Genomic DNA, 24,903 nt, shown 5'->3' on the forward strand with positions numbered 1-24,903 from the left:
GAGTTATATAGGAAAAGGTAAAACTATGTTCAGTCCCATCAATCGGGCCAGGATCGCTCGTGTATTGCTCTTCGTCATGTGGGCAAACCCATTACTTTCTGCCGCTCAATCTTTTACCGCGCCTCAGCAAAATACCTCTGTGGGAATTGAGGTGGACGCTAATGCAGCCTCCAACCAGCGGGCTCGAATTCGTGAGTCTCAAAATGGCACAGTGGTGGTGGATATTGCCGAAGTCAGCCGTGCCGGTGTTTCACACAACCGTTTTCGTGAATTTAATGTTTCTGATCAAGGGCTGATTTTAAACAACAGTGTTGGGCCGACCCTCACGAATTTAGGCGGTTGGGTAGACGGTAACCGTCATTTGGCGGGCGGACAGGCCGATATTATTTTGGCCGAAGTGACAGGGGCCAATGTGTCTACCCTATTGGGGTTAACCGAAATTGCAGGGCAATCGGCCGAATTTGTCTTGGCCAACCCCAATGGTATTACGTGTAATGGATGTGGATTTATTAATACCCCGCGTGCCGTTTTTGCCACTGGTGTACCAGATGTGCGCGATGGTCAACTCTACGGTTTTAATATTGCCCAAGGCAGTGTGTTTTTTGATGGCCAAGGTTTAAATGCCAGTAACATCACAAAGTTTGATGTGTACACAAGAGCTTTACAATTAAATGCCAATGTTTACGCCAATGAGTTGAATATTGTTACCGGCGATAATTACATTGATTATCAAACCGGGACTGTTTCGGGGGCCTCTAATTTAAATACGAATACAGAATTTCAATTTGCGTTAGATGCTTCTGCATTGGGTGCTATGTACGCCAATAATATTACCTTGGTGGGCACCGAAGCGGGTTTAGGGGTTCGTAGTGAAGGCTTAATTAATAGCGTTAATGATCTCGAACTCACAGCCAATGGTGAGATTCGCCTGAAAGACACCATCGCCGGTAACGAGGCGACCCTAACGGCGCAAAATAATAATGTGACCACAACTGGCACCACTTACGCACAAAACGTGACGATTGAATCTGGTGGTACTTATCACAATGAGAATTTATTAGGGGCTTTAAATCAGCTTACGGTTAATGCGGCGGCAGTGAGCCAGTTGGGCGAAGTGTATGCAGGCTTAGACTCGGACGGGCGTTTGCTGAATCAAGGCACAATGAACCTTAATGTTCAAAATGGACTTGAGAACCAAGGTGTGATTTACGGTAATCGTGCTTCAGTTACTGCAGGTCAATTCATGAATATGGGGACGTGGGTGGCGGATGAATTGATAGCGAATGCATCTGCGTTTACCAGCAGCGGTGCCATTCAAGGCCGAAACCTTCAAATAGAGAGTGATCAATTTACCCTCGATAACGGTAGTTTTCAGCAATTGGGCGAGGGGAACCTGCTGATTGCGACCAACACTTTCAACATCAATGATGCTTTCTTGGCCAGCCAAGGGGCCGCTACGCTCAATGCCACAGAGTTCTTCCGCAATGCCGGTAGTGTGTTGTCGGAAGGTTCCATTTCAATTCAAGCGCCTGAGATAGAAAACGTGGGCGTAATCCAAACCCTTGATGCAGCGAGACTGCAAGGGAATCGAATTGCCAATTCGGGTGCGTTGATTTTCGATGGAGTCATGGCTCCTGAGCTGATCATAAGTGAATTGAATAACGCCAGCGGTACCCTGCAGATCGCGGCAGACCATGCGCAGCTTGATATCGCTTCACTCAATAATGATGACGGTCATATCGTTCATGTGGGGGCGTCTTCGTTAGCATTGAGCGGCGAGACGATAAGCAATAATGATGGGCAGATTCTGTCTAATGGTGCGGTGGCGGTATCGTCTTCTAATACAATTGAAAACCGTGTTGGCACTATGGCCGGTCAACGCCTATCTATGGTAGCACGAAGCCTCGATAACCAAGCTGGTACTTTGGTCGCTCAATCTGCAGGCACAGAGTCACTGGTTGTTGACATTGAAAACCAGTTGGATAACGACCAAGGTGTGATGGCCAGTGAAGGTGATGCCTTGGTGAGTGCGGCTAGCTTGAACCATGGTGGCGGTGTATTGAGTGGTGACAACCTCTCTCTTACTACAGAGGCTTTATCGATTACTGATGGTAGTGTGATCGCTGGTAATAACCTTGTCGTCCAGTCCTCAACGGTAGACAACCTGCAAGGCCAATTGTTGGCCGTAAATGCCATGAATGTTGACGCCGATTCGTTGCTCAATGGTGGTCAAATTCAAGCTTCCTCCATCGATCTTTCCGTAGCGCAATTGACGAACAGTGCGAACGCCATTGTTCAAGGGGAAAATCTCGCAATCACCGCCTCGACGGTGAATAACGCTGGCAACCTCGTTGCGACAGGTACGGTGGGCGAGTCACTGCAATTAACGACGGCCACGGTAAATAACCAAGGGGTGATCGAAAGTGCTGGCGAGCAGTTGCGTTTATCAGGCCTAGCCCTGAATAACCAAGGTGGTGCGGTGCATTATCGTGGAGAGGGTGTACTGCGTTTAGAGGTGTTACAGGGGCTAGATAACCGAGGCGGAAGCATTACCTCTCAGGGTGGTTTGATTTTGAATCACAATGAGGTCGCTAATGAAGGCGGGCAGCTGGCGTCATTGGGAGTGATGTCCATTACTGCTGAGGCGGTTCGTAATGAAGGTGGCTTGATTCAGGGCGGAGAGGGAGTTTCTCTGTCGGCGACATCGCTATTTAACCAATCTGGAGCCGTGGTGGCCGAGAGCGGTGTATCCTCCGAGCTGAATATTGTTGAGCGCATTGTGAATACGCAAGGCAATATTGTGTTGGCAGGTGCTACGAACAGTGTGGATACGGCGTCCCTGGAGAATACCGAGGGTGCAATTGAAATTGCTGGCCAAGGTCGGATTGCTACTGGCGTCTTGCAAAACCGTGACGGAGCGATTGCCCTGACGGGAAGTGAGGCATCAAGCCTTACGGTTGCGGCGCAGCTAGACAACCAATCAGGTGAAATACTGACCAACAGTCAGTTGTTCACCTTGTCTTCTGATTCGATCAACAATACCCAAGGGGCTCTTCGAGCCGCTGGTGCGGTGTCTGTGCTCGCCAATACCCTAAACAACCAACAGGGGCAAATGCTGGCGGGTAGCTTCAATATTGAAGCGGTGTCACTGGATAACCAGCGCGGTGAGCTGGGTGCCGTCAATGCTAATGGAAACGGATTATCGTTAACCCTTTCTGAGCAAGTCGATAACCAGTTCGGCCAGATTTACAGTGCCAGTATTGCTTTATTACAAGCCGATAGCCTCGACAACTCTCACGGTGAATTGCGCTTCGATAACGATGCCCACCTAGTGGTGAACACACTCAATAATTTTGCTGATGGCCAAATCGTTGGTCAGGGCCAAGTGCGGGTCGATAGCGTTACCTTGCGCAATGACGGTGTAATTTCGGCGGACCAGTTGGCCATTGAAACCGATAGCTTGACCAACTCTGGGCATATTGAAAGCCAATCTTCTCAAACACTTCGCTCACAAATTCTCGAAAACACGGGTGTTTTGCGTGCAGAAAATGGCGACCTATCGGTGGCTTCTGCGCTGTTGAGCAACGTCGGTACGATTGTGGTGGCTGGTGCGGGCGTCTTATCTCTGGAGGCACAGCAAGCTCTTCAAAACCAAGCCGGGCAAATCCTTTCCAACGATGCCTTGCAGATATCTGCCCAGCAACTGAATAACCAGCAAGGGGTGATTCAGGCTGCGCTCGGTGCTGAAATTGACGCGCATACCGTCAATAACAACAGCGGAGACATCCGCTCGGGGCAGGTGCGATTAAATGCGCACTCGTTCAGTAATGTGGCCGGCAGCGTGATGGGAGAGGCGGCGACGGGTAATTCTCTTTCTCTAAGTATTGCCGAGGTGTTGGATAACACCCAAGGGCAGATTCTGATTGCCGGCGATAGTGGCGAAATTAATACAGGCCAGTTACTCAATAACGACGGATTAATTGAGGGCGGCGCTGATGCGGCGGTGTCGATTACGGCGACCTCTATTCAGAATCAGGCGGGGAGTCTTTCGAGTCAGCGGGTGCTGGATTTGCAAACTCAGAGCCTAGACACATCAGGGGTTATTCAAGCGCAGCAGTTACAAATTCAGGCAGATCAACTCACCAATAGCGGTGAGGTGCGTGCCGACAATACCGTCAATTTGGCGGCGTCTTCGCTCAATAACAGCGGTATTGTGCGAGGGGACGAGGTGGCATTATCCGCCCAAACCCTCGTTAATACAGGACAGGTGGTGGCCGATGGATTACAAGCCAATAGTTTGATGTTAACAACGGGCCACATTGAAAATCGAGGCACTCTTGCCAGTTACGGCGAGAATCTACAACTTGCTCAAACCACGTTCGATAACAACAGCGGGCAGCTTTTCCTCTTCGGGGAAGGGGTGTTACAGCTGGATATTCTCAACACCTTACGCAATCAGGGAGGGGAAATTGTCTCCCAGGGCGTGCTGGCTATTCTGGCGGGGCAGATTGATAACACCTTAGGTGGTCGTATCGCCGCCAATGATCAAGTGAGACTCACGGCAGAGGAGTGGGTTAATGGAGGTCAACTCACCAGCGGTGCCGATGCCACAGTGACTGTGGGGCGTTTTCGTAATTTAGTCGATGGTTTGTTTAATGCAGGTCACGCTTCGGTAACGACAGAAACTCTGGAAAACCAAGGTCAACTGGTTGTACAAGGCGATCTGACTTTGAATTCCACGATGATCGATAACGATGGTGGCTTAATTCAGTCGGAAGGTGTTGCGTCGATCCAGGCACAAAACCTGAGTAACCAAGCGGGTCAATTATTGCTGACCGGAACCGATACAAGCGCGATTGCCGTTACTGCCCAATTGAACAACCGCAATGGGGAAATTGCCTCCAACGGTGCGGTTTTAGATTTATCCGCAGGTCAGTTGGATAACACCAACGGCACAGTCAGTGCCTTACACCAAATCAACATCACGACTGATGGGTTGACGAACCATCGCGGTGCTATCACGGCAAACACCGCCGTTATTAATGCTGTCACGCTCGATAACCAACAAGCCGGGCGCATCGAATCAGAAAGTTTATCGATTAATTCAAATCAACTGACTACTGATGGCCAGCTGCGAGCGGCTGAGTTGATTATTGCCGCCACCGAGCTAGCACAGCTGGCAGCTGGTGAGTTGAATGCCAATCAGCTTTCTTTGAACACAACCACGTTGTCGAATGCCGGACAAATCATCTTGGGCGAGGGTGATATTCGTGCCGATGGATTGAGTAATACGGGTTCTATTGCTACCCAAAATCACCTTGCGATTGATTCAACGAGTTTGATGAATAGTGGCTCTGTTGTGGCAGAGGTATTAAGCATCCATGCTGAAACTCTAAACAACAGCGGCGGCAGCCTTGCGGCTGTTGATCGTGCTCAAACATCGTCGATACAAAACTCCCTAGCTGATCGTGATCGTTTGACCATTTCATCCACTTCGCTCGATAACCAAAACGGCCGTATTGCGTTGCTGGGCGCAGGGGTATTGCGACTGGATGTGTTGCAAGCATTGAGCAACCAGAATGGACAAATTGTGCGTGAAGGCGCCGACCTGAGTGCCGCTCGGGCCGAATTGAATGTGGGGGAGCTGGATAATACGAGTGGTGCTGTCGCGATTGCCGGTGCGTTATCGGTATCGGCCACAGAGGTGCGCAATCTTCAAAATGGCTTAATCAGCGCCGAACAATTCCAGTTGCAGGCACAAAACCTTGATAACACCGGTGGTGTGTTGGAATCGGAAGGGGCAATGAGTGTGAGTGCCGCGCAGCTGCTAAACCAAGGGGGTGTGGTGGTAGCCGGAGGAGGTTCGGCGGTTGAGAGCACATTAACCTTAGCGATCTCGCAACAAATTGATAATCGACAAGGAACCGTCTTGCAGCAGGGAAGTGGCCCACTTTCACTGACTGGCACTGGCTTTTTGGATAATCAAGGCGGCAGCATCGCTTCGACCCATGACCTGGTAATTGATCTGATGGGTCAGCAAGCCGGAGTGGGAGTGAATAACCAAGGTGGCACCTTACAGGCACAAGGGAGTATAAATCTCACCACAGCCAATAGGCTTCGTAACGACCAAGGTGCGTTGGAATCCGGTGCGGCAATGGTGGTAAACGCCGGCAGCATGAGCAATACCGATGGGCAAGTCCTATCGAGTACAGATATGGCCTTAACGCTCCAGGCGGCTCTGGATTCCAGTGGTGTGATTGCTACAGAAAATGGCAACCTAACGATCGATACAACAAGCCTCGATAATCGAGGCGTGTTATTGCAGCGAGGTGTAGGTGAACTTGCCATCCAAGCAGACCAAATAGCGAATGCCGGTGAGATCGGTGCCAATACTGTGTTATCGCTGACGGCGAATACCCTCACGAACAGTGGCTTGGTGGATTCGTCGAACGTAACCCTATCGACCTTCAATGCATTGAACTCCGGTACCCTCGTGGGGGATGTACTTTCTCTTACGGCACAGGCTCTCAATAACCAAAACGGCGTATTGGCTTCTCGCAGCACGGTGGGTGAATCACTTCAGTTAAACGTTGCCTCCACATTGAATAATCAGAATGGTGTTATCCAATCTCGTGGCAGCGATTTGCAGCTAGGAGCGGTGGATAACCGCAATGGCAGTGTTTTGCTGCTAGGTGATGGCAGCTTGTCGGCGGGTGAGCTGAATAATGCCGATGGCGTAGTGGTTAGCCAAGGTGGCCTGTCTTTAACTGGTGCAACCTTCAACCAGCGTGGACGCATACAAGCGGCGAACGATGTTCATCTCGGTGGCTCCGTATTGGATAACACCTCAGGAACCTTTACCAGTGGTGGTGCAATGCAGGTTGATGTGGCCACCTTGACCAATACCGGCGGTACTTTGTCGGCAATGCAGTGGTTATCTGCGGTCACCGATCAACTCAATAACACCAATGGCCGCATCGAATCCGGTGAAGTTGTCACCTTGACGGCGTCGGGCGATATGGTGAATAACAACGGTGTGATGGTGGCGAACGATCAGGTATCGCTGTCGGCCAGCAACGTCAATAACCGTGGTGGGCAGGTTCGCAGTGGGATAGTGTCTCTCTCTGCCAATGCCCTCGATAATTCTGCCGGTGGCCGAGTGTCTGCAACCGATTCTGCTGCTAATTCTTTGAATTTGTCTGGGGTGGTGAGCATTAATAATGCTGCGGGCACACTGGTGTCATCTGCCCAAGACTGGACGCTTGCTACCACGAACCTGAATAACACTGGCGGCACTATTGCCCATCAAGGCAATGGCACTCTCACGCTGAATACTCAGACTGCTTTCACCAATAACGGTAATGTCAGCAGTACGGGTAGCCTAGCCATTACCAGTTCTGCGGTGGATAACGGTGGAAGGCTTGAGGCAGGGAGCCAATTAACACTGAACGGTGGTGTGACGAATCGCGCTGCGGGTGTCGTGGTCGCGAATGCGGTAGATATTAATGCTGCCAACCAAACAGTGACTAACCAAGGGCGCATGGTTGCCCGCAACGTCTTAGAAGTCAGTGCCGCAACAATCGTTAACGACTTATTGTTGTTCGGCACTAATAAGGCGACGCTTGAGGCACAAACCCTCGACAACAATGCCACCCTATCTTCTGCCGATCTTGATATCGTCGGCTTTACGACCTTGCACAACAGTGGCCGAATCGAAGCTGCGAACGGGAATTTTAGTGGTAATCAATTCTTGAATGAAGGCACAGGCCAGGTGGTGTTAACAGGTCCATCGTCGACCTTTGGTGCCGCTCAGTTCACAAACCAAGGCAGTTTGACCAGTAACAGTGCCGACTTGTCATTTGGTGGCCATTTCACGAATAACGGCTCGTTGGTTCATTCTGGAAACGGCACCTTAACGCTTGGAAATAATGGTCAAGTGGATGTCAGTGGTGGCACGGTTGCCACTGCCGGCCAGGCGGCACTTCATGGTGGTATACAAGGTGCGGGTAGCGTTTTTGCTCAGAAAGGCATTGTGCTTAACAGTGCGGGTACCTTCACCAATAGTGGCAGTCGGTTGTATACCCAAGGCAACCTTGCCATTAATAGCGCGCTTAATAACACCAATGGCTCCATTATTGCCGATGGCACTTTAGCCATTAACACCCAAGGGGTGATCAATAATTCTTACGGCGTGTTGCAAGGCGACCAGCTTGCTTTATCCGCAGGTTCTATCAACAACACCAACGGCACGATCACATCGTTGGCCGGGGGCAATGGCTCGGTGCAGGCGGCTTCCATTAACAATACCGGTGGTGTGATTCAGTCTGAAAACACCAACTTCTCGGTTCGCGCTACCAATGGTGATTTCACCAACACGGACGGGACAATCCGTCATTCCAGTACCGGCACTCTCACGGTGGTGGGTAGCCGCCTGCTTAATGAGAACGGCACCGTTGATACGAAAGGGGCGTTGTCGGTGTCGACCACGGGCCTTCTTGATAACGATAACGGCACTCTGCGCGGTACCCAATTTACCGTCCGCTCTGGTGATCTCAGTAATGTGAGTGGCACGATTGAGGGCACTGGCGGGGGTAACAGCAGCCTTCAAGTGGCTGCGCTGACTAATACTGGTGGCTTAATTCACGGTGATGGCGCCAACCTGAATATTGCAGCCACCACGCTCAATAACCGAGATGGCGCCATGTTCCACTCGGGTACTGGGACGTTTACGGTCAATGCGTCGTCCATTAATTCAGACGGCGCTGGCAGCCAAATTCGCAGCAATGGTGCGCTGACGCTTAACGGTGGTAATTCACTGCATTTGGCCGGGACGGTATCTGGCCAAGGCCGAGTCACGCTCAATGCCAACGGCATTCGTAACCAAGGGTTGGTGGGCAGCCGTGCCAATGTGGTGGATATCGACACCAGCGGCACGTTCAACAACAGCAATGGGGTTGTCTCTGGGGCGACCGGCGCTCAAGTGGATGTCAATCGCGTTATCAATACCGGTGGGCGTTTGCAATCCAATGGGACGGTCGCGATCAATACCGCTGCGTTTGATGGTGTGAATCAAGTCAACGGTTCGAACGTTAACCTAACGGTTCGCAATGGCCTCACTTTGAATACCACTGATGCCATCAGTGCGGCCAATAACATCACCATCAATACCCAAGCCAACGATTTCACCAACCACGGGCAGGTGGTGGCCACCGGCAATATCACCACCCACAACCGTAATGTCACCAACAGCGGTGCCTTGCGCGGTGGCAATACCGTCACCCTTAATGCCAATAATCTCACCAATACCGGTACCCTCAGTAGTAACCAATTGTTGCGCTTAAACGTGGGTAATACCCATAACCAGCGTACCGTTGCGGCCAATGAGTTGGATATTAATGGCACTGTGACCAACAGCGACTTGCTGTTCGCCCGCACCAATATGACCATTGATGGCTCGGTGACCAATACAGGGAGTATTCATTCTCAGCGAAATGCGACATTGACAGGCGGTACCATCAATAACAACGGTGGGCGGATCAGTGCCGTACGGGATTTGAGTCTGAGTGGCACGATTAATAATAATCGTGTGGGGGGCAGTGTGACCTACTCGCAAGTTGGCGTGCCAGAAGTGGAGGAGGGTCCTGTTATACCTCTGCGTGAAGTTCTCAATGGGCAGCAGATTGCCGTTGAGCAGTCTATACAGTTTGAGCGTTTGACTCGTACTGAGTATCACGCTGAAGGTACTGGATTGTCTGGTGTTATAGCTTCTGGGAATAACTTAACGCTCAATGGACGAATAACGAATGACTTCAGCACCATTTCTTCTGGCGGTGTTCTGAATATCAGTGGTGAAGGGATCACGAACAATGTTGCTCAGAGTCGAGTGGTTGAACGCAAGGAAGAAGTTGTCGAACATCAAGATTTAAACTGTACGATGGCGGATCAAAGAACTGGTGAATGCGTTGGAGGGGATTTCGAAACGTATAGAACCGAGACCACTCTGATCAGCGAAAACACGACTTACACCGGCGGTGGTGCTTTTGGCACCATTGCCTCTGCTGGTGGCATCACTGGAAACCTCTCCGGTCAGATAGTGGTGAATGATCTCGCTCCTGAATCCATCCAAAATATGTCTCAGAATACTTCTGTTTCCGGCAATGCTGGCACCGCCTCTCGTGGCGCTGCCACCTCCGGCATTAACAACTCCACAGCCTCTGTTTCTCAAACTTATGGCAGCTCATTAGCCGTTGCCAGTGGTAATCGTACTGCCAGCCACAATGTTACTGCAGGTACGGCTACTTCGGGTGGCTCTGCTGTTTTTGGTGGCGTTACCGCCGCGAACGATCAAGGAAAAGAGTTGGCGGGCTTTACCCCTTACCAAGTGGGCCTAAGTGGTATCAAGCAGCGGAGTTTGCAGGGCAATCAAGCCCGACTGGATGCCAGTAATGGACTGGATGGTGCAAATAACGGGGCTGTCTCAGCCACAGACCGAGTATGGAGTACAGTCAAGCTTGGCGAGGAGTTTGATACTAGCGGCAGTGGTGGTTTGAACCCTACCTATCTTCCTGCTGGCCCGGTCAAACCTCGCTTTGATACAGGTGTTATCACGGCGGTTAATGACCCCAGCTTCCAGTCACCATCCGTTTCTACCATTAATGATAGCGATTGGCGGAGTGCCAGTCAAAATGGGGCATCGGATGCCAATATTGACCCCTCCACCATTGGCGTTAACACCGTGTTTAGCAATGCACAGGCCGATGCGGATATTTTGGGTCAGCAAGATGCGTTGTCTGAAACCTCTCTCAGCCAAGTCACAAATCCTGTAGACGGTGGCTTATCCACATTGGCCGCTGCCGGTTTTGAGGGGTTCTCCATCGATGGTTTGTTGGTGGGTTCACAAGCGCCGGAGTTTAACTATGGTGCAGGCAACGGTGAAGATTACGCTGCCGCCAGAGCGGCCTTCGGCGCCGATGCCGACTTACTGAGCAATGGCCATAACCCAGAGCTGATCATTCGTGATTTGTTGATCAACAACCAAGTGTTGGAGCAGCAGCGCCAAGTCAGCGAAGCCCAAGCGGCATTGCAAGCTCAAATGGAAGCGGTAGCGCAAGCGTTAGGCATTGAGGCGTCGGAAGTGACGGAAGCAGACTTATTGGCTTTCGCCACTGCACCGCTCACGGATGAGGCGCCATTGCAATTTACCCCCGACAATACTTTAGCGTTGTTGAACGGAAACGAAGTCGCGCCCAATATTTTCCTGAGCGATGCCCATATTCGTACCCTTACCGCCGACTTTGGTTTTGATGGTGAGACGCTGCAATCCGGCACCGACACCCTTTATGCCGCGCTTCGTCAAAATGACTTACTCGAAGCAGGGGTGAGCATTGGCACCGCAGGCAATATGGACTTAACCGCCGAGGGTGGTTTCCAACTAGAGTCTGGTTTGTCCGCCGGTGGCACACTGCGCTTGGCAACCGATGCCGAATTGGGTTTAACTCACACTACCTTGTTTGATACGGGCTTATTGCATCTGGATTTAGGCGGTGACTTTACCAATGAATACGGCCTTTCAAGCGACAATATCTTGTTAGAGGTTGATGGCGACTTCATCAATAACAATACCCTGAACGCCTCTAATATCAGTATTTTTGCCCAAGATATCACCAATAACAGCTTTGCCTTGGCCAGTGATGCCCTTTGGCTAGAAGCCGAAAATAATCTTATCAATACCGGTGGGGCGAGACTTCAAGGTGACCGTGTTAGTTTGACGGCGGGTAATGACCTAATCAATCGCACTGAATCGGAAAGGGTACAATTTGAGCGAGAATTTAGGCAGCGTATTCGTGTTGGCCAACACTCGGTGTCGGAGGTACAAAGCGGAGTCGAGTTTTATACCCAGGTTGGCCCCGCTGCTGAAATCCTCTCTGGCACGAACTTGACCATTGACGCCGGAAGAGACATCGACCTTACAGGCACAGAATTGGCTGCGTCCGACAGTGTTAGCATCAGCGCTGGCCGTGACTTGCTGTTTGGGGCCATTGAGATCGCCACTGGCACAGAGCGCTACGGTAAGCGTGGATACGATATCCGTTACGACACCACCTTCGATGTGGCCAGCGTGACCACCGGCGGTGACTTAAGCATCACCGCAGGCAACGACCTCACCACAGCAGGGACCCTTTTTGCCGCAGGGCAGGACATCAACCTCGCCGCTGGGGGTGAAATGAACTTGCTGGGGGTGTCGGAATACCACGAGTCTCGCCGCAAGCGTAAAAAGAAAAGCACCTTTAAAAAGAAGGTCAAGATCGACGAAACCATCAGCGTTATTCACCACGGCACCACCTTAGTCGCTGGGGGCGATGTGGGCCTCAACGCAGATCGCACCGACGACGGCTTACAGTTGTTCAATTCCGGTGACGTGACGATGGTCGGTACGGAAGTGAGCGCGGGCGGTGACTTCGATGCCTATTCTGGCGGTGATCTGAATGTGGTCTCTGGTGAAGAATACAACCACGAATTCCACTACAAAAAGAAGAGTTACGCAGGGGGGTTATTCGGCTCTTCTCGTACCAGTGAAGTGCAGGTGGAGTACCTAGGCCATACCGAAATCAATACCGGTGGCGACACCACACTTCTGTCCCACAACGACATCAACGTCTTGGCAGGCCACATCAACGCCGACAACATCAGTGCGGTGGCGGGCTTCGGTAACGAAGAAGAAAAAGCCGCCGATGTGAATATCCTCGGTGATGAACAAACCCAAAGCCTCTATTCAGAGCGTCGTCGCAACGGCCTAGGGCTGGACGTGAGTGGTGACATGCTCAGCGTGGCAAAAGAAACCGCCAAAGAGAATCGCCAAGTCACCACAGATTACGTTGGCTCCATTCTCAACGCCACCGACAACATCAGCGTTCAAGCCAGCCGCGATGCCAATATCGTCGGCAGTGGGTTAAACGCCGGTGGCGACATTCGCATCGAAGCCGAACGTGACGTTAACCTGCTCGCCGGCCAAAGCCGCCACAGCACCATGAGCCGCAGTGAAGAGACGAATACCGGTATTGCGGTGAGTGCGGATGGCAACAATGCCAGTGTGTTTGCGGGTGATGATATTGCCAGCCTACGCAATACCACAACCGGTGTAACAGCGGCAGCGGCGACGCTAACCGCTGAAGGTAATATCAGTGTTAATGCGGGGAATGACATTCTACAAATAGGGAGTGATGTCTTAGCAGAAGCGGATGTGCAGTATTCCGCTGATAATGACATCAATATCCTGTCCTTTACGGAAGAAGTCAGTACGGAACAAAAAGAGCGTCATACCCGTGATGGCTTTACCTTTACCGCCAATTACAACCTAGAAAACACCTGGGATACGATCAGTAATCTTGGTCAAGGTGACAATGCCGTCAGTAATGCATCGGGTGCCATGCGCGCTATGGACGCGCTCAATAATACGGGGCCCAGTATCAAAGTGCATGTGGGTCGCACTACCACAGAAACTCGAAGCCGTGACACCTTTGGTCAAGCTCGTGGCAGCTTTGTTGGAGGTGACAATGTCACCTTTGAAGCGGGTGGTGATGCGAATGTCGCGGGCTCCAATCTTGGTGCTAAAAATGACATCACTATCGATGCTGAGAACATCAACATATTAGCTGTCAGCAATACCACTGACAGTGATATGAGAACTCGCTATCGGCAGGATGGGTTTACGCTCAACGCCAGTCAAAGCAACGTCAATATCATGGGTGGTTTTAGCCAGTCGGCAAGCGACCTCAACACCCGCAGCACCACCGCCATTGGCAGTGGCTTGTCGGCCAGCAACCTTCACCTGAATGCTCGTGAAGATCTTACCGTTACCGGCAGTACCTTAAATGCTGACAATAACGCCAGCCTTGCGGCGGGTGAATCCATCATTATTGAAGCTGCACAAGATGCTTCGAGTAGTCGTTCTGAAGACAGTCATTTGAGTGCCGCTGCTGGTGTTAATTTTGGTTCAGACGGTATTGGTGTGAAAGCCAGTTTTGCTATGGGCGAAGGCGAGCTAGACCGAGACGGGATTCATTACACCAATGGTCAGATCACAGCGGGCAATAACTTGAGCATCACCAGCGGTGGCGATACCACGGTTGCCGGTGCCAACCTGCACGGTGGTGAAGTGAATATGGATGTTGGCGGCGACCTGACCGTCGCATCCGTACAAGACACGGGTGAAGTAGAAGGCTCTCGTTGGGATGTGAGCTTGGGCGTCACTGCCGGTGCGGGCGTAAGTGTGAATGGCAGTGTGGGCTACGGAGAAACCGAAGGCTCCAAAGCGTGGGTGAATGAGCAAACCGGAATCACGGGTGAGCGTGTCAACATTAACGTAGGTGGTCATACCCAAATTGACGGTGCTGTGATTGCAGCTGTGGATGAGGGTGAAGATGGCCAACTTCAAGACAATGGCAATCTTACGCTCAGCACAGGAACACTTGGATTCAGCGATATTCAAGACCACGACAAAGAAGAGAGCTACTACCTCGGTGTTAGCTTTGGCTTTGGTGGAGACAACCCCGATACTAATGCTGAGGAAGGTTCGAGTAGTTGGGGAGTGGATGGCAACTACTACGAGAGAGACCGCAAACAGATCAATCGTGCCACCGTTGGTAATGGCACCATTGCCGTTCGTGATGACACCAATGTTGATCTTAGTGGGTTGAACCGCGATATCGATACCGCACAGGAAATCACTCGCGATAAAGAAGAAAACATCGACATCTACGCCAGCTCTACCGCCTGGGAATCCACAAAAAACCTCGCTGGCGTAGGCGAAATGACCGCCACAGAGCAGCTTAATGAGTGGAAAGACAATGTTGGCAGTGTTTTCAGTCCTAAATCTTGGGGCGAAGTCCTTATCAATGCCTTCGATGCCACCCGCGATCTTGCCAATGCGGGTAAGTCGGTTTCCAATGAAGACAATCTCAGTGGGGTGGGTGGTTTTTTCCGTGCGCTTGATACCAAGCACAAAGCCCGTTTGGTGCAACATGAATTAAGCCGCACACCCTATGGCCAAGAGCTGCTCAGACGATTCCAAGAGGGCGATCAAGAAGAGCGCCTGCAAGTGCAGTCGGAAATAGGCCAACTGCTAGAGCAACGCCTAGGTATTACTGAAGCAAGTGAGGTGAACTTCTATGATGGAGACCAGACGGAGAGTACCTCACTGCAAGATACGGCTGTGGCTGGCACTTTCGGTGCCACCGTTGTGGATGAAAGCAGTGAGCACTACGGTGAAATGTACATCAACGTCACCAACGCTGAAGATCATTCAGACCTTGCCAATACCATCGGTCATGAAGTTAACGAGCGAGCCACGCTCCTTAATGGCGAGGATAACAACGCTCAACAAGAAGCCCTGTCGAATGTATTAGGAGAGCAACACGCCTACAACCTAAATGAGTTGATGGATGGCGGTCTTTCGAGCAGAGATTTAGAGGGTGCTCAGAATACCGACATCGCTCGCGCTGGCACCGAGCGCAGCCATGGCGTGGGCAATGCGCGGGTGGATTATCGTCAGGTGAACCGATATGAAATGGGCATGTTTCAAGCCGGACGAGACGCTATCGCTAACAGTTCATTAACTCAAGAGGAGAAAAATGAGCAGCAAGTTCGTTTAGATGCGTTGAACTGCGCCGCCATTCGATGTGCAGCAGGCATTCCAGAGGATGATCCACGCTATAACTACAGAATAGCGTTGCAACGCCGTGGTGAGGCTATTCAGCAAGAGGAAGGCACGGATGTCGTGCAGATGCTGGAAGGCCTGGGAGTTAGCACAAAGCGTTATCAAGAAGTTAGCGTTGATAAAGGTCCTTATGCGGGAACGTACCAACGAGGAGAAAAGCAGGAATTTGAATACTCGGGCATGGATGCAGCTCAAGATTGGGCTTCTGCCAATACTGATGGGTTTGCAACTACAGTCAACAATTTGGCAGAGGGGGTAACCAAAGAAGCCGCAGCACTCACCATTGCACCGCTTCTAGATCTAAAAGATGGGGATGCGGGCTTTGGCTTTACTAGGGAATTGCTGGGTCAGGCGGTTGAACATGGCGATGTAGCGGTCAATTATGAGTCTGAAGTTGGCCAGAGAGTCGAAAATGCCGAAAATCCAGCCACTTTTGAGGAAGCGCCTAATTATTTATTAAACGCTGGTCTCGCTGCTGTGGAAGTTGCTCCTGGTGTGAAGGTAGCTAAGGATGCTGCCGTTACGGCAGTTGAAACAACTGGCGATGTGTTGAGGCAGTTGGGTAAGCGGGGTGATGGTGCAGAGGGGAATTTGGTCAATGATCTTTCACAGGGAGAAGCTGATGATTTTTATAACGACGTATCACAAGGAAATTCAGGACCACTTATTGATTATAAAGACTTAAGTGACAACACGAATATTGCACCAGAAGTATTGGAAAGTGTAGTTCAAACACCGAAAGGTCAAAGGCCAGATCCATCAACCTACTTCCCTGATGGTCAGGTAGATGAGCATTTAACTGACTTTGAAGAGGGTGTTACCAAGTTTGTTACAGAAGGCAATTACAAGAAATATGGTATTGCTCAGCGTGATGGAACATCGTTTGTATTGCCGAAAGGAGAGGGTGATAACTTACTGAATGCGGCCAATGGTGACCCAAGGGCGTTAGAAAGTGCATTGGGCTTACCGGATAACTTCTTGGAAGGAAACACATTGTTACGTGTTGATGTATCTAATCCAAAAGAGTTGAATTTGCGTGTACCTTCAGGAAATGAAGCGGGTACAAATAGCCAATGGCTACCGGGAGGTAAATTACCGGATGGTAACCGTGAAGCGATTATTGACGCTCAGGATATACCGCCAGAAAATATATCGGTTAAGGAGTTGGAGTTTGGTGGGAAAGAGACTCCTCCAGAAATTCGTTATAATAATCCAAATAAACATAAACGAGACTTATCCCAGCAGGCTGGGTTACCAGATAATATTGATATGGATAATCCTTCAAATGCATATGGCCTTGATTCACAGCAACTTAGAACACATTTTGAACAAAAAGGCTATGATGTAAAATCGACTCCTACAAGAGCCAGTAGTTCTGGTAACGCACAAATTATTGAATTAAAAGATCATCACGAATTATCTAAAGTGCAGTACAGTCGGTCAACAGCAGGAAAGCCTCGTAGTGAAAGAAGTCAGCATGTTGGTGAATACACTAAATTCACTTTTAAGCCTGGAAAAGCTGACGCTTATGGAAATAAAAAAGTTTATGTGATCGACCCAGAGACATTTAAAGGGACTGCAAAAAATTCTACTTTTTATGATACATCTGGGCGAAGATTGGAATTTAAAAATGGTCGTTATGAGGTGGTTAAGTGATTTTTAATTTAAGTGAAAAAGCTACTATAGGAAAGTCATTGGCAGGTATTGAATTAGGTACGCCGCTTGAGTTTTTTTTGAAAGATGTAAAAACTATTATTGATGAAAGGTCAGTAAAATGGACGGTAAATTTAACAAAAGATAATGTTGGTCTGTTACTTTATAAGCTATCTAGTGGTGGAAGTTTTTTATACCTAAATGATGGTGATTTGGAATTAGGTTTCAATAAGCAAGATTTTTTGATCTCTATAGAGGCATCCTGTGGCTATGAGGGTTCCATTTATGAGGATGTGAAAATAGGAGATCCCCTTGGGAAGGTGAAACATCAACTCTATCTAGATGATGCTAATGATGTACATCATTTATGTGATGAAAATGAAGAGATTATTCCAGGCATGTATTTTATTGCTGGAGGAGTAGATCTTGAAGATGATCCTGATCAAGAAATTGTAGGAGTCTGTATTTATGATTGGAGTTTAGATAATTCTAAATCTTCATGCGAAGGCAATATAAAATTCGAAGAAAAATTTTTTAGTAAAACACACCGATTCTCTGTAGGTATCGAAACAGCCTCCGGCAATTATTTTTTGTCTATTCCAGTGACAAATGGCATTGTCGATTATGAAGAGTATTACCAAATAACAGAAAGTCAGTTTACCTCTTTTCAAAATAATCCTGATGAAGCAAGTGATTTTTTGAAAAGTTGCAGGTCACGCCAACTCGACCATTTACTATTCCAGAAGCCCGGTAGTAACCGGGGAACACCATGTTAGGATGATCACCGTGATGTCCTGTCCACACTGTCCATAAGTAAGTGTGCTCAAAAAGCCATTGATTTTTGGAAAATTACCTCCGAAAACTGATGGTTTTATATTCGAAGAGGCTGTTCAAAATTCTGTGTCACGTAAAGCCTATAGTTTGTGCTTGAGCACAAGAGCTCTGCCGAAAATTATAAAGGTCACTATTCTCTCGTAATTATCCCAATTAATTTGTTCAACAATAGCCCCTCGCAGGCCTCAATCGTGACATCGCCATCGCCCAAGAAATCACCCGTGACGATGAAGACAATACTGATCTTTACGGCACCTCCACAGCCGTCGAGTCCATTGGTAATTTGGTGGGATCGGACGACGAGCGGAATCGACAACTTAATACCTGGCGAGGGAATGTGGCGAGTGTGGTGAGTGAAGAAGTCGTGGGTGAAATTGTGGGCATCACCGGCGCCTTCATTGAGGAATTGGGAGAGAAGTACCAGGTATTGGATATTTTGCTAACGGAAGATCCTGGTGCTCAACGGGATTTGATGATCTCTGCCATTGACCACTCAGACTTAAGTCGTGATGAGGCCGAAGCGTTAGTTCAGCGTGAAGATGTAAAAGAACTTATTAGCGCTACAGATGCGCTGGCTGCTGCGGTGGAAAGAGAAGTTAATCCTCAATCGGCTGGTGAGCAGGCCTTAGAATCTGGGGTAAGTACAGAGTCAAATGAAACTCCTTCGATTCAGGCGCCTCAGCCTAATGTGCTTGCAGACACGATTGAATACCAAGCTGAAGATTTTGAAGATAATCAATCGTCATTAGTTTCTACGGATGTTAGTGGTCGTACTGGCCCAGAAACGGCGTTGGGGCGTGTAGTTGATAGCGCAGGGCAAGTTGCCGAGGCGATGGAGCAGGTTGACCCTGCTTTAGCCACAGTGATTGAAGTGGGAATGGTAGCTTCTCAGGGCGTCAAAGGCGCTGCTCAATATGTAGCAGATCAAGTGCTAGCTGACTCACCCATTGGTCAAGCGATGGACGATGCGACTAACTGGGTGGGCGAATACATCAGTAACGCTGCATTAGAGCAAACATCTGTTGAGCGAGGAGATTTTCAGCAGGCGGTACAAAATGGTGTTGAAATGCCTCTTTATCTAGACGACCAAGAGTTGAATGATAAGGGCGGTGTGTTAATTGCCAGCACTTTGTTGGGCGCCGCTGGAGGTGGTGGCGTTATTGGTGCGATTAAAGACGTAGGTGATCGTCGAGCGCAACTTGAGAGTGGAAATAGCCAAAGAGGGCCACCGGAAGGGAGTGAAGTTCATTCTGATTTAAATATTGGGATGAATAATGAGAACTATAATCCGGAAGGGCAGCAACGGATTAGTTCCCGAACGGGTGAGGTGGATAATAGGCCGTTAGCAGATGGTGGAAGTGTTCTAGCCCCAGAGGGGAATATTGGCGATAGTATTGGGGCGAGAGAGTATGTTGAGTTAGGTGATTTGCCGGAAAATTCACAAATTTCTTCAGGGGATCTTCCAAATACATCAAATACTACAACTTACTTCCGAGTTGAGGGCGGAGGTTCAGGCACAAAAACCAGTCAAAACCGTATTTTGGTTAATGATGATGGTTCTATAGATTTTAATCCTCAATGTACAGGGCAATTGTGCGTGAGTGTAGGAAATTCGGACCATGCTTCTTATTATTTAACTAATAACCGTCCCGATGGAACTGTAGTTGTTTTTGAAGTTGATAATGATTTGCATGACTTTATTATGGAGAGCGCGATACCACAGAGACCTGTACCTGGAGTTGTTCGTAGTCCAGAAGCCCCAAAGGTGGTTGATGAAACTAAACCGGGAACAGCCCTAGAGTTGCCTAAGGTGTGGGAGTCTTTACTTAAAGAGCATTCATCTAAAGCACGTGTTCTAACTCAACAAGAATTTTTTGAGGAATTTAAAAAGTGATATTTGATGATCAGTTATCAGAAGATTTATGGAATGGTGAAAAAAGTATTGGTTTATTTATTCATAAACGAAAGTTTTATTGGGTTATTGATTATAAATATAATTTTTCTCTTGATGCTGATAAAGAGTACTCTGCTTATTTATCTAAAGGGCGCATAACGCGCAATCAATATATAGCCGCATGTAAAGAGTTTAGAGCTGGCATTTTGGTGCTTACAGAGAATAATTTTCAGGATTATTTAAATATTGAGACGACAAACCTCGTATCAAAAGAAGACTTGAAAGAATATTTTCACTCGTCTGTTTTGATAGAAAATTGTGAGCGTTTATTTCGTCATGTTGAAAATACCTTGTTATTTGATGATGAAATACCAAGCAGGGATTTTAAATTGATTAATGAAATTCTTTCAAAGTTGCCTCTTTTTTGTATTAACTTTGATCGAAAAATTTTTCTCCATAGAGATTGGGATCGCTGTCATGAAAGCCTTGTGTCAGATGGGTGGAAAGGTTATTCAGAGGATTTTCTTTGGTGTGTGCCTTCCAGTGAAGTGTACTGGGAGGTTGAAGGGTTTGATTTTTGGAAGGTTACTAGAATCTAGCTTGAAGTTATCCATCTAAGTGTTTAATTAGATATTCAGGAAGTGGGTATGGCAACTCAATGGGTAGGCGATCTTGAGCGTTTTGCAGTTTATTTTCGTTAACGAGCGAATGAATATCAAATGCCAGAGGCGTTATATCTGTAATATTTTGTATCCACTCATTAACGTATAGAGGCACAGCTTCGTTTGTTAAGCCGATTTGAATTGCTCTATGCTCTAATGGTTGTAGATGCAAGTCCCGTTCAGGGTCCCACTGTATACGAACAGGAGTTGCCTTTTTGATTTTCAGCCATTCATCTTTATTTGCAAAAATTTTTGCTCGATGGCTCAGTAAACTATTTTTAAGCGCCCAGTCAAAACCTTCACGGGTAATATCAATTGCCAAAATCCGATTCTGACAGCTGTCTTTTTTACCCCATCCAGATCGATACATCATCCATAAAAATGAAGGTTTAATCCACGTCATGCGATCTATTTTAAATGGTGGTGAAATGAATGTGCCGTGTTCTAATGCTGTATTGGCAATGTTATTGTTGTAGGCTTGGTAAACTCGTATGGTTTTATCATTATAGGTTGCGCGGATTTGGCGAGTAGGGATATTCATTTTGTTGATCTTACGTTATTAATTCTTATTTTTTATCATACTTTTAAGTTTTTCTTACTTAAAGACGCATACAAAAATTTATTCATTAAATATTCATTTGCCTCGTCAAACTTTTCCACTTCCTTAAATTACATCAGCAATTATCGATCTTGAACGGTAGTTTTAGTCGACTCAAGGGATTGCGCCTCATAAGAATCGATAAGCTAGCATTCGTAGGGTGGCCTGTCGATATGAATTTTTAAATACATTATTCACAACAGAGATTACCAAAGACAGGGAAGAGACTACGGAAATCTATGCCACCCCCTACTCTGTGGATGCCTTAACGGATTTGGTGGGCAGTGAAGCATTCTGCGATGTGCGTTTGGCCCAATGGAAAGACAATGTAACCAGCGTATTCAATCCAAAAGAGTGGTTGAAGCCGTTGGATATGAGCTCAACCACGGTAGGACGTTCATCACGAGTGGTTGAAACCATAGGCGCAGCCACCCGCGTAGGTACTGGCAGCAACAATCCACAACAGAGCCTCGCAGACCTCAATCGTGACATCGCCATCGCCCAAGAAATTACCCGTGACGATGAAGAGAATACTGACCTCTACGCCACCTCCACAGCAGTTGAGTCCATTGGTAATTTGGTGGGTTCGGACGACGAGCGGAATCAACGACTCAATACCTGGCGAGGGAATGTGGCGAGTGTGGTGAGCCCGGAGGCGTGGGGGCAGGTTGCTGAAAATGCCACGCACGCGGTGCAAGATCTCAGTGGTGTCATTGGGCAAGTGGCCAGCAACGATACTATCAACGGTGCGGATGGCTTCCACGAGACGTTGGACGGCACGCATCGTTTGACGCTGCTTAATCACGATCTCACCCGTACCGCAGACGGTCGAGCGTTACTGAATGCGCTGGAAAATGGCACGGACGAAGAAAGACTGGCGGCGAACCAAGAGATTGGACAGCGTGCCCAAGCCCGTTTTGGTATCGATCCCACCGACATCAATTTCTATAACGCTTCAGAAACCGAGAGTACCTCGCTGCAAAACACTGCTTTGGCGCAAACCATGGGGGCGGTGGTTACGGACGACAACCACGAGCAACGCGGTAATGTGTTTATCAATGTAGAAAACGCCGAGAACGCCGCTGATCTGGCCAACACTTTAGGTCATGAAGTCTACGAGAGCGTGACGGAAATGACCGGCGGCGACAACGACGCCGAGCAAGAAGCCATCGCCAATGTAATTGGTGCGCAGCTATCTCGCCGGTTGAACGGTGCCTTAAGCGGATCTCTTGCGGATATCGGTTTGGAGGGGGCTTCGGATACCGACATCGCTCGTGCTGGCACTGAACGCAGCCATGATGTGGGCAATGCGCAGGTGGATTATCGGCAGTTTACTCACTATGAAGCGGGCATGCTCGATGAGGCTCGTGCGGTGATCAATAACAATACATCACTCAATCGTGAAGAGCGTTTCGAGCAGTTAAACCGCTTAAACGCCCTCGCCTGTGCAGAGGTACGCTGTGCGGCGGGTGTTTCTGAGAATGACGATTTCTATGACATTTTGACGGATTTACAAAGGGAAGGTGAAGCGCTCAAAAAAGAACAAGGGGCCGACATTCTGCAGACGTTAGCAGCGCTCGATGTCGACACCACTTATGTCATTCGCAGCGGTCGCTCAAGCAACGAGCACGATGGTTTCCAGTACGGTGTGGGCGACGCGACGAACGATATTATTAGTAGCAATGAGCAAATCGTCGCTCGCGGAGTTCAGGCGGGTCAGGTTGTAGCCGGAACGCTAGAGGTTACGGGGGCCACGGGTTTGTGTACAACCGGGGTGGGTTGTACGGTAGGTGCCGCGTTGGGAACGGTTGGAGCGATGACTCTGGCCGAGGGAGTGGATGGCCTCAGCAAGGAGCATGAGTACCAGAGCGGTGAACGAGTGGTGGATTCCTTCAGCCTTGAAGATCACCAAGGTAGCTATAATCCTACTGTGGACGCTGTTGCTGAAGTCTTGGTCAATGTGGCAGGTGGAGCAGCAGGGCGAGTTGCTGGCCGGTTGGGTGATGATGTTGTTGATGCGTTGCCTTCTTTTGATAATCTTGATGTTCGCCTAGAGGGAAATGTAGGTGATAGTGTAGGAGCGAGAGCGGATGCTGAGTTAGGTGAGTTGCCGGAAAGGAGTGTGATACCGAGGAGGGAGCCGGAGGTTGATCAGGCTGCCAAAAATCCTAGTAGTGATGCGGAAGAGTTGTCTAGAAATCAGCTTTATCCAGAAGCAGAAGCCCCCCATGACATTTCTAGGGGATCGGTAGAGCTAAATGATATTCAAAACCTTAGAAGAACTGATCCTCAAAGCCGTATTATGGAATTGGCTCAAGATCCGGATACTAAAAAATTACGTTCTCAAGAAGCCCAGACAGCTTTTGAAATTGAGGAAAAGTACGGTTATTTTGATCGTTACAAAAGGCCTTCACCAGATGCTCCGAAGGGTGATTTTATTTCATTGAGTGGGCCGTATAAAGGTCAGACTTTTGATGACTTCGGTAGTGAAATCAATGAAGGTATGATTCGTCAACTTGAAAAGAAGCCTGTTAAAACAGAAAGAAAATTCTTTGAGTCACTTGAGAAACACTTGGAAGATGCCGACAATGTAATTTTAAATTTGACAGTTTTGAAATCTAAGAATAATGATCTATATAAAAGAGCTATGAAATATATTGACTCTCATGAATTGAAAGACAAAATTATTGATGTAACAAAGGGTTCGAAGTAATTGCATATGGCTAGAGAAGATATAGAATTTAATAATGCTTCGTTTGAGGAAAATATATTTTATATTTCTCAGGTGCAGAGGTGCTTAGTATTGTTTGGTGAGAAAGCTCGATTTACAAATGAAAGCTGGTTTGATGACTACCTGGAGGATTTGTATTACAGTAGTTTTAACAGAGAGTTTAAGTCATTTTTTTTGGATGATGATGGCTACAAAATATCAACCAATGATAATAGACGGTCAGTGTTAATAAACTTTTTCTCCTTTGTCTTTGATGAGGTGAAAAAATTAACAGAATTTGAGTTGGAAGTGATGTTAATTCAACGGTGTTCATTGGATGTAGAAAACTCCGACATATTTAATTCTGAAGAGTTTCTAAGCGATGTGCGAGGGGGTGAGTTGTTACCCCCTAAGCGTGTTTTATACATACTTTATAACTTAATTAACCTTCTTAAAGAAGATGAACTTGTTGCTTTGAATAATTTTGATGTGGTTTAAAAAAGAAAGCTCATAGTTTATTATGAGCTTCATTCAAAGTGTAGCAACACTGAAATACTTTGGTCTTATTGGAGGTAATTTTTCTGACTTTAAAGACCCAGCTTATTCTTTAGGTGTTTAAAAGGCTTAAATTGACTGAGCTGGTAAGACGTTAATGGTTGTGCATCAGGATCAGATAAGGCGGCTTTGTGTACATCTTCGTCTGTCATTTGGGTAGTGTTCAAATTTCTGTGTCATTTCTTTCATAAACTGGTTGTAACCAGAGGAGATGACACATGTCCAAATCAGACCTTCCTTTCGATCTCGAAGACGCTATTGCCCATATCAAAGCCGGAAAGC

Annotated in this window: 7 protein-coding genes; 6 read left to right on the top strand and 1 reads right to left on the bottom strand. The window is 48.2% G+C overall.

All coding sequences use genetic code 11. The annotated features are described in order from the left end of the window. Nucleotides 1–25 precede the first annotated feature (25 nt). The 4 genes from LU351_RS18465 to LU351_RS18480 all read left to right on the top strand — a co-directional run bounded on the left by LU351_RS18465 (nt 26) and on the right by LU351_RS18480 (nt 20,695). A complete protein-coding gene (locus LU351_RS18465; protein WP_232595579.1) occupies nt 26–17,371 on the top strand; it encodes a hemagglutinin repeat-containing protein in 17,346 nt (5,781 codons plus the stop codon). Beyond that, complete coding sequence (locus LU351_RS18470) at nt 17,368–18,144, top strand: hypothetical protein (protein ID WP_232595580.1); 777 nt, start codon at nt 17,368–17,370, stop codon at nt 18,142–18,144. Before LU351_RS18465 ends, LU351_RS18470 begins: the two co-directional genes overlap by 4 nt. 344 nt (nt 18,145–18,488) lie before the next feature. After that, on the top strand, nt 18,489–20,096 hold the full coding sequence (locus tag LU351_RS18475; protein WP_232595581.1) for a hypothetical protein: 1,608 nt from the start codon (nt 18,489–18,491) through the stop codon (nt 20,094–20,096). Beyond that, nucleotides 20,093–20,695: a hypothetical protein gene (locus LU351_RS18480; RefSeq protein WP_232595582.1), complete on the top strand. Its 603-nt coding sequence runs from the start codon at nt 20,093–20,095 to the stop codon at nt 20,693–20,695. Before LU351_RS18475 ends, LU351_RS18480 begins: the two co-directional genes overlap by 4 nt. 7 nt (nt 20,696–20,702) lie before the next feature. Here LU351_RS18480 and LU351_RS18485 read toward each other — a convergent pair whose 3' ends face one another. Continuing rightward, the gene (locus LU351_RS18485) at nt 20,703–21,299 is read right to left on the bottom strand and encodes a DUF4291 domain-containing protein (RefSeq protein WP_232595583.1); all 597 of its coding nucleotides are present in this window, start codon (nt 21,297–21,299) and stop codon (nt 20,703–20,705) included. Between the two features lie 217 nt (nt 21,300–21,516). Here LU351_RS18485 and LU351_RS20990 point away from each other — a divergent pair, with 217 nt between their 5' ends. After that, nucleotides 21,517–24,069, top strand: coding sequence for a hypothetical protein (locus tag LU351_RS20990; protein WP_232595584.1), 2,553 nt, complete (start codon nt 21,517–21,519; stop codon nt 24,067–24,069). A gap of 6 nt (nt 24,070–24,075) precedes the next feature. Beyond that, on the top strand, nt 24,076–24,564 hold the full coding sequence (locus tag LU351_RS18495) for a hypothetical protein (protein ID WP_232595585.1): 489 nt from the start codon (nt 24,076–24,078) through the stop codon (nt 24,562–24,564). Nucleotides 24,565–24,903 lie beyond the last annotated feature (339 nt).

This window comes from Marinibactrum halimedae (assembly GCF_021234875.1).
Lineage (GTDB): Bacteria > Pseudomonadota > Gammaproteobacteria > Pseudomonadales > Cellvibrionaceae > Marinibactrum > Marinibactrum halimedae.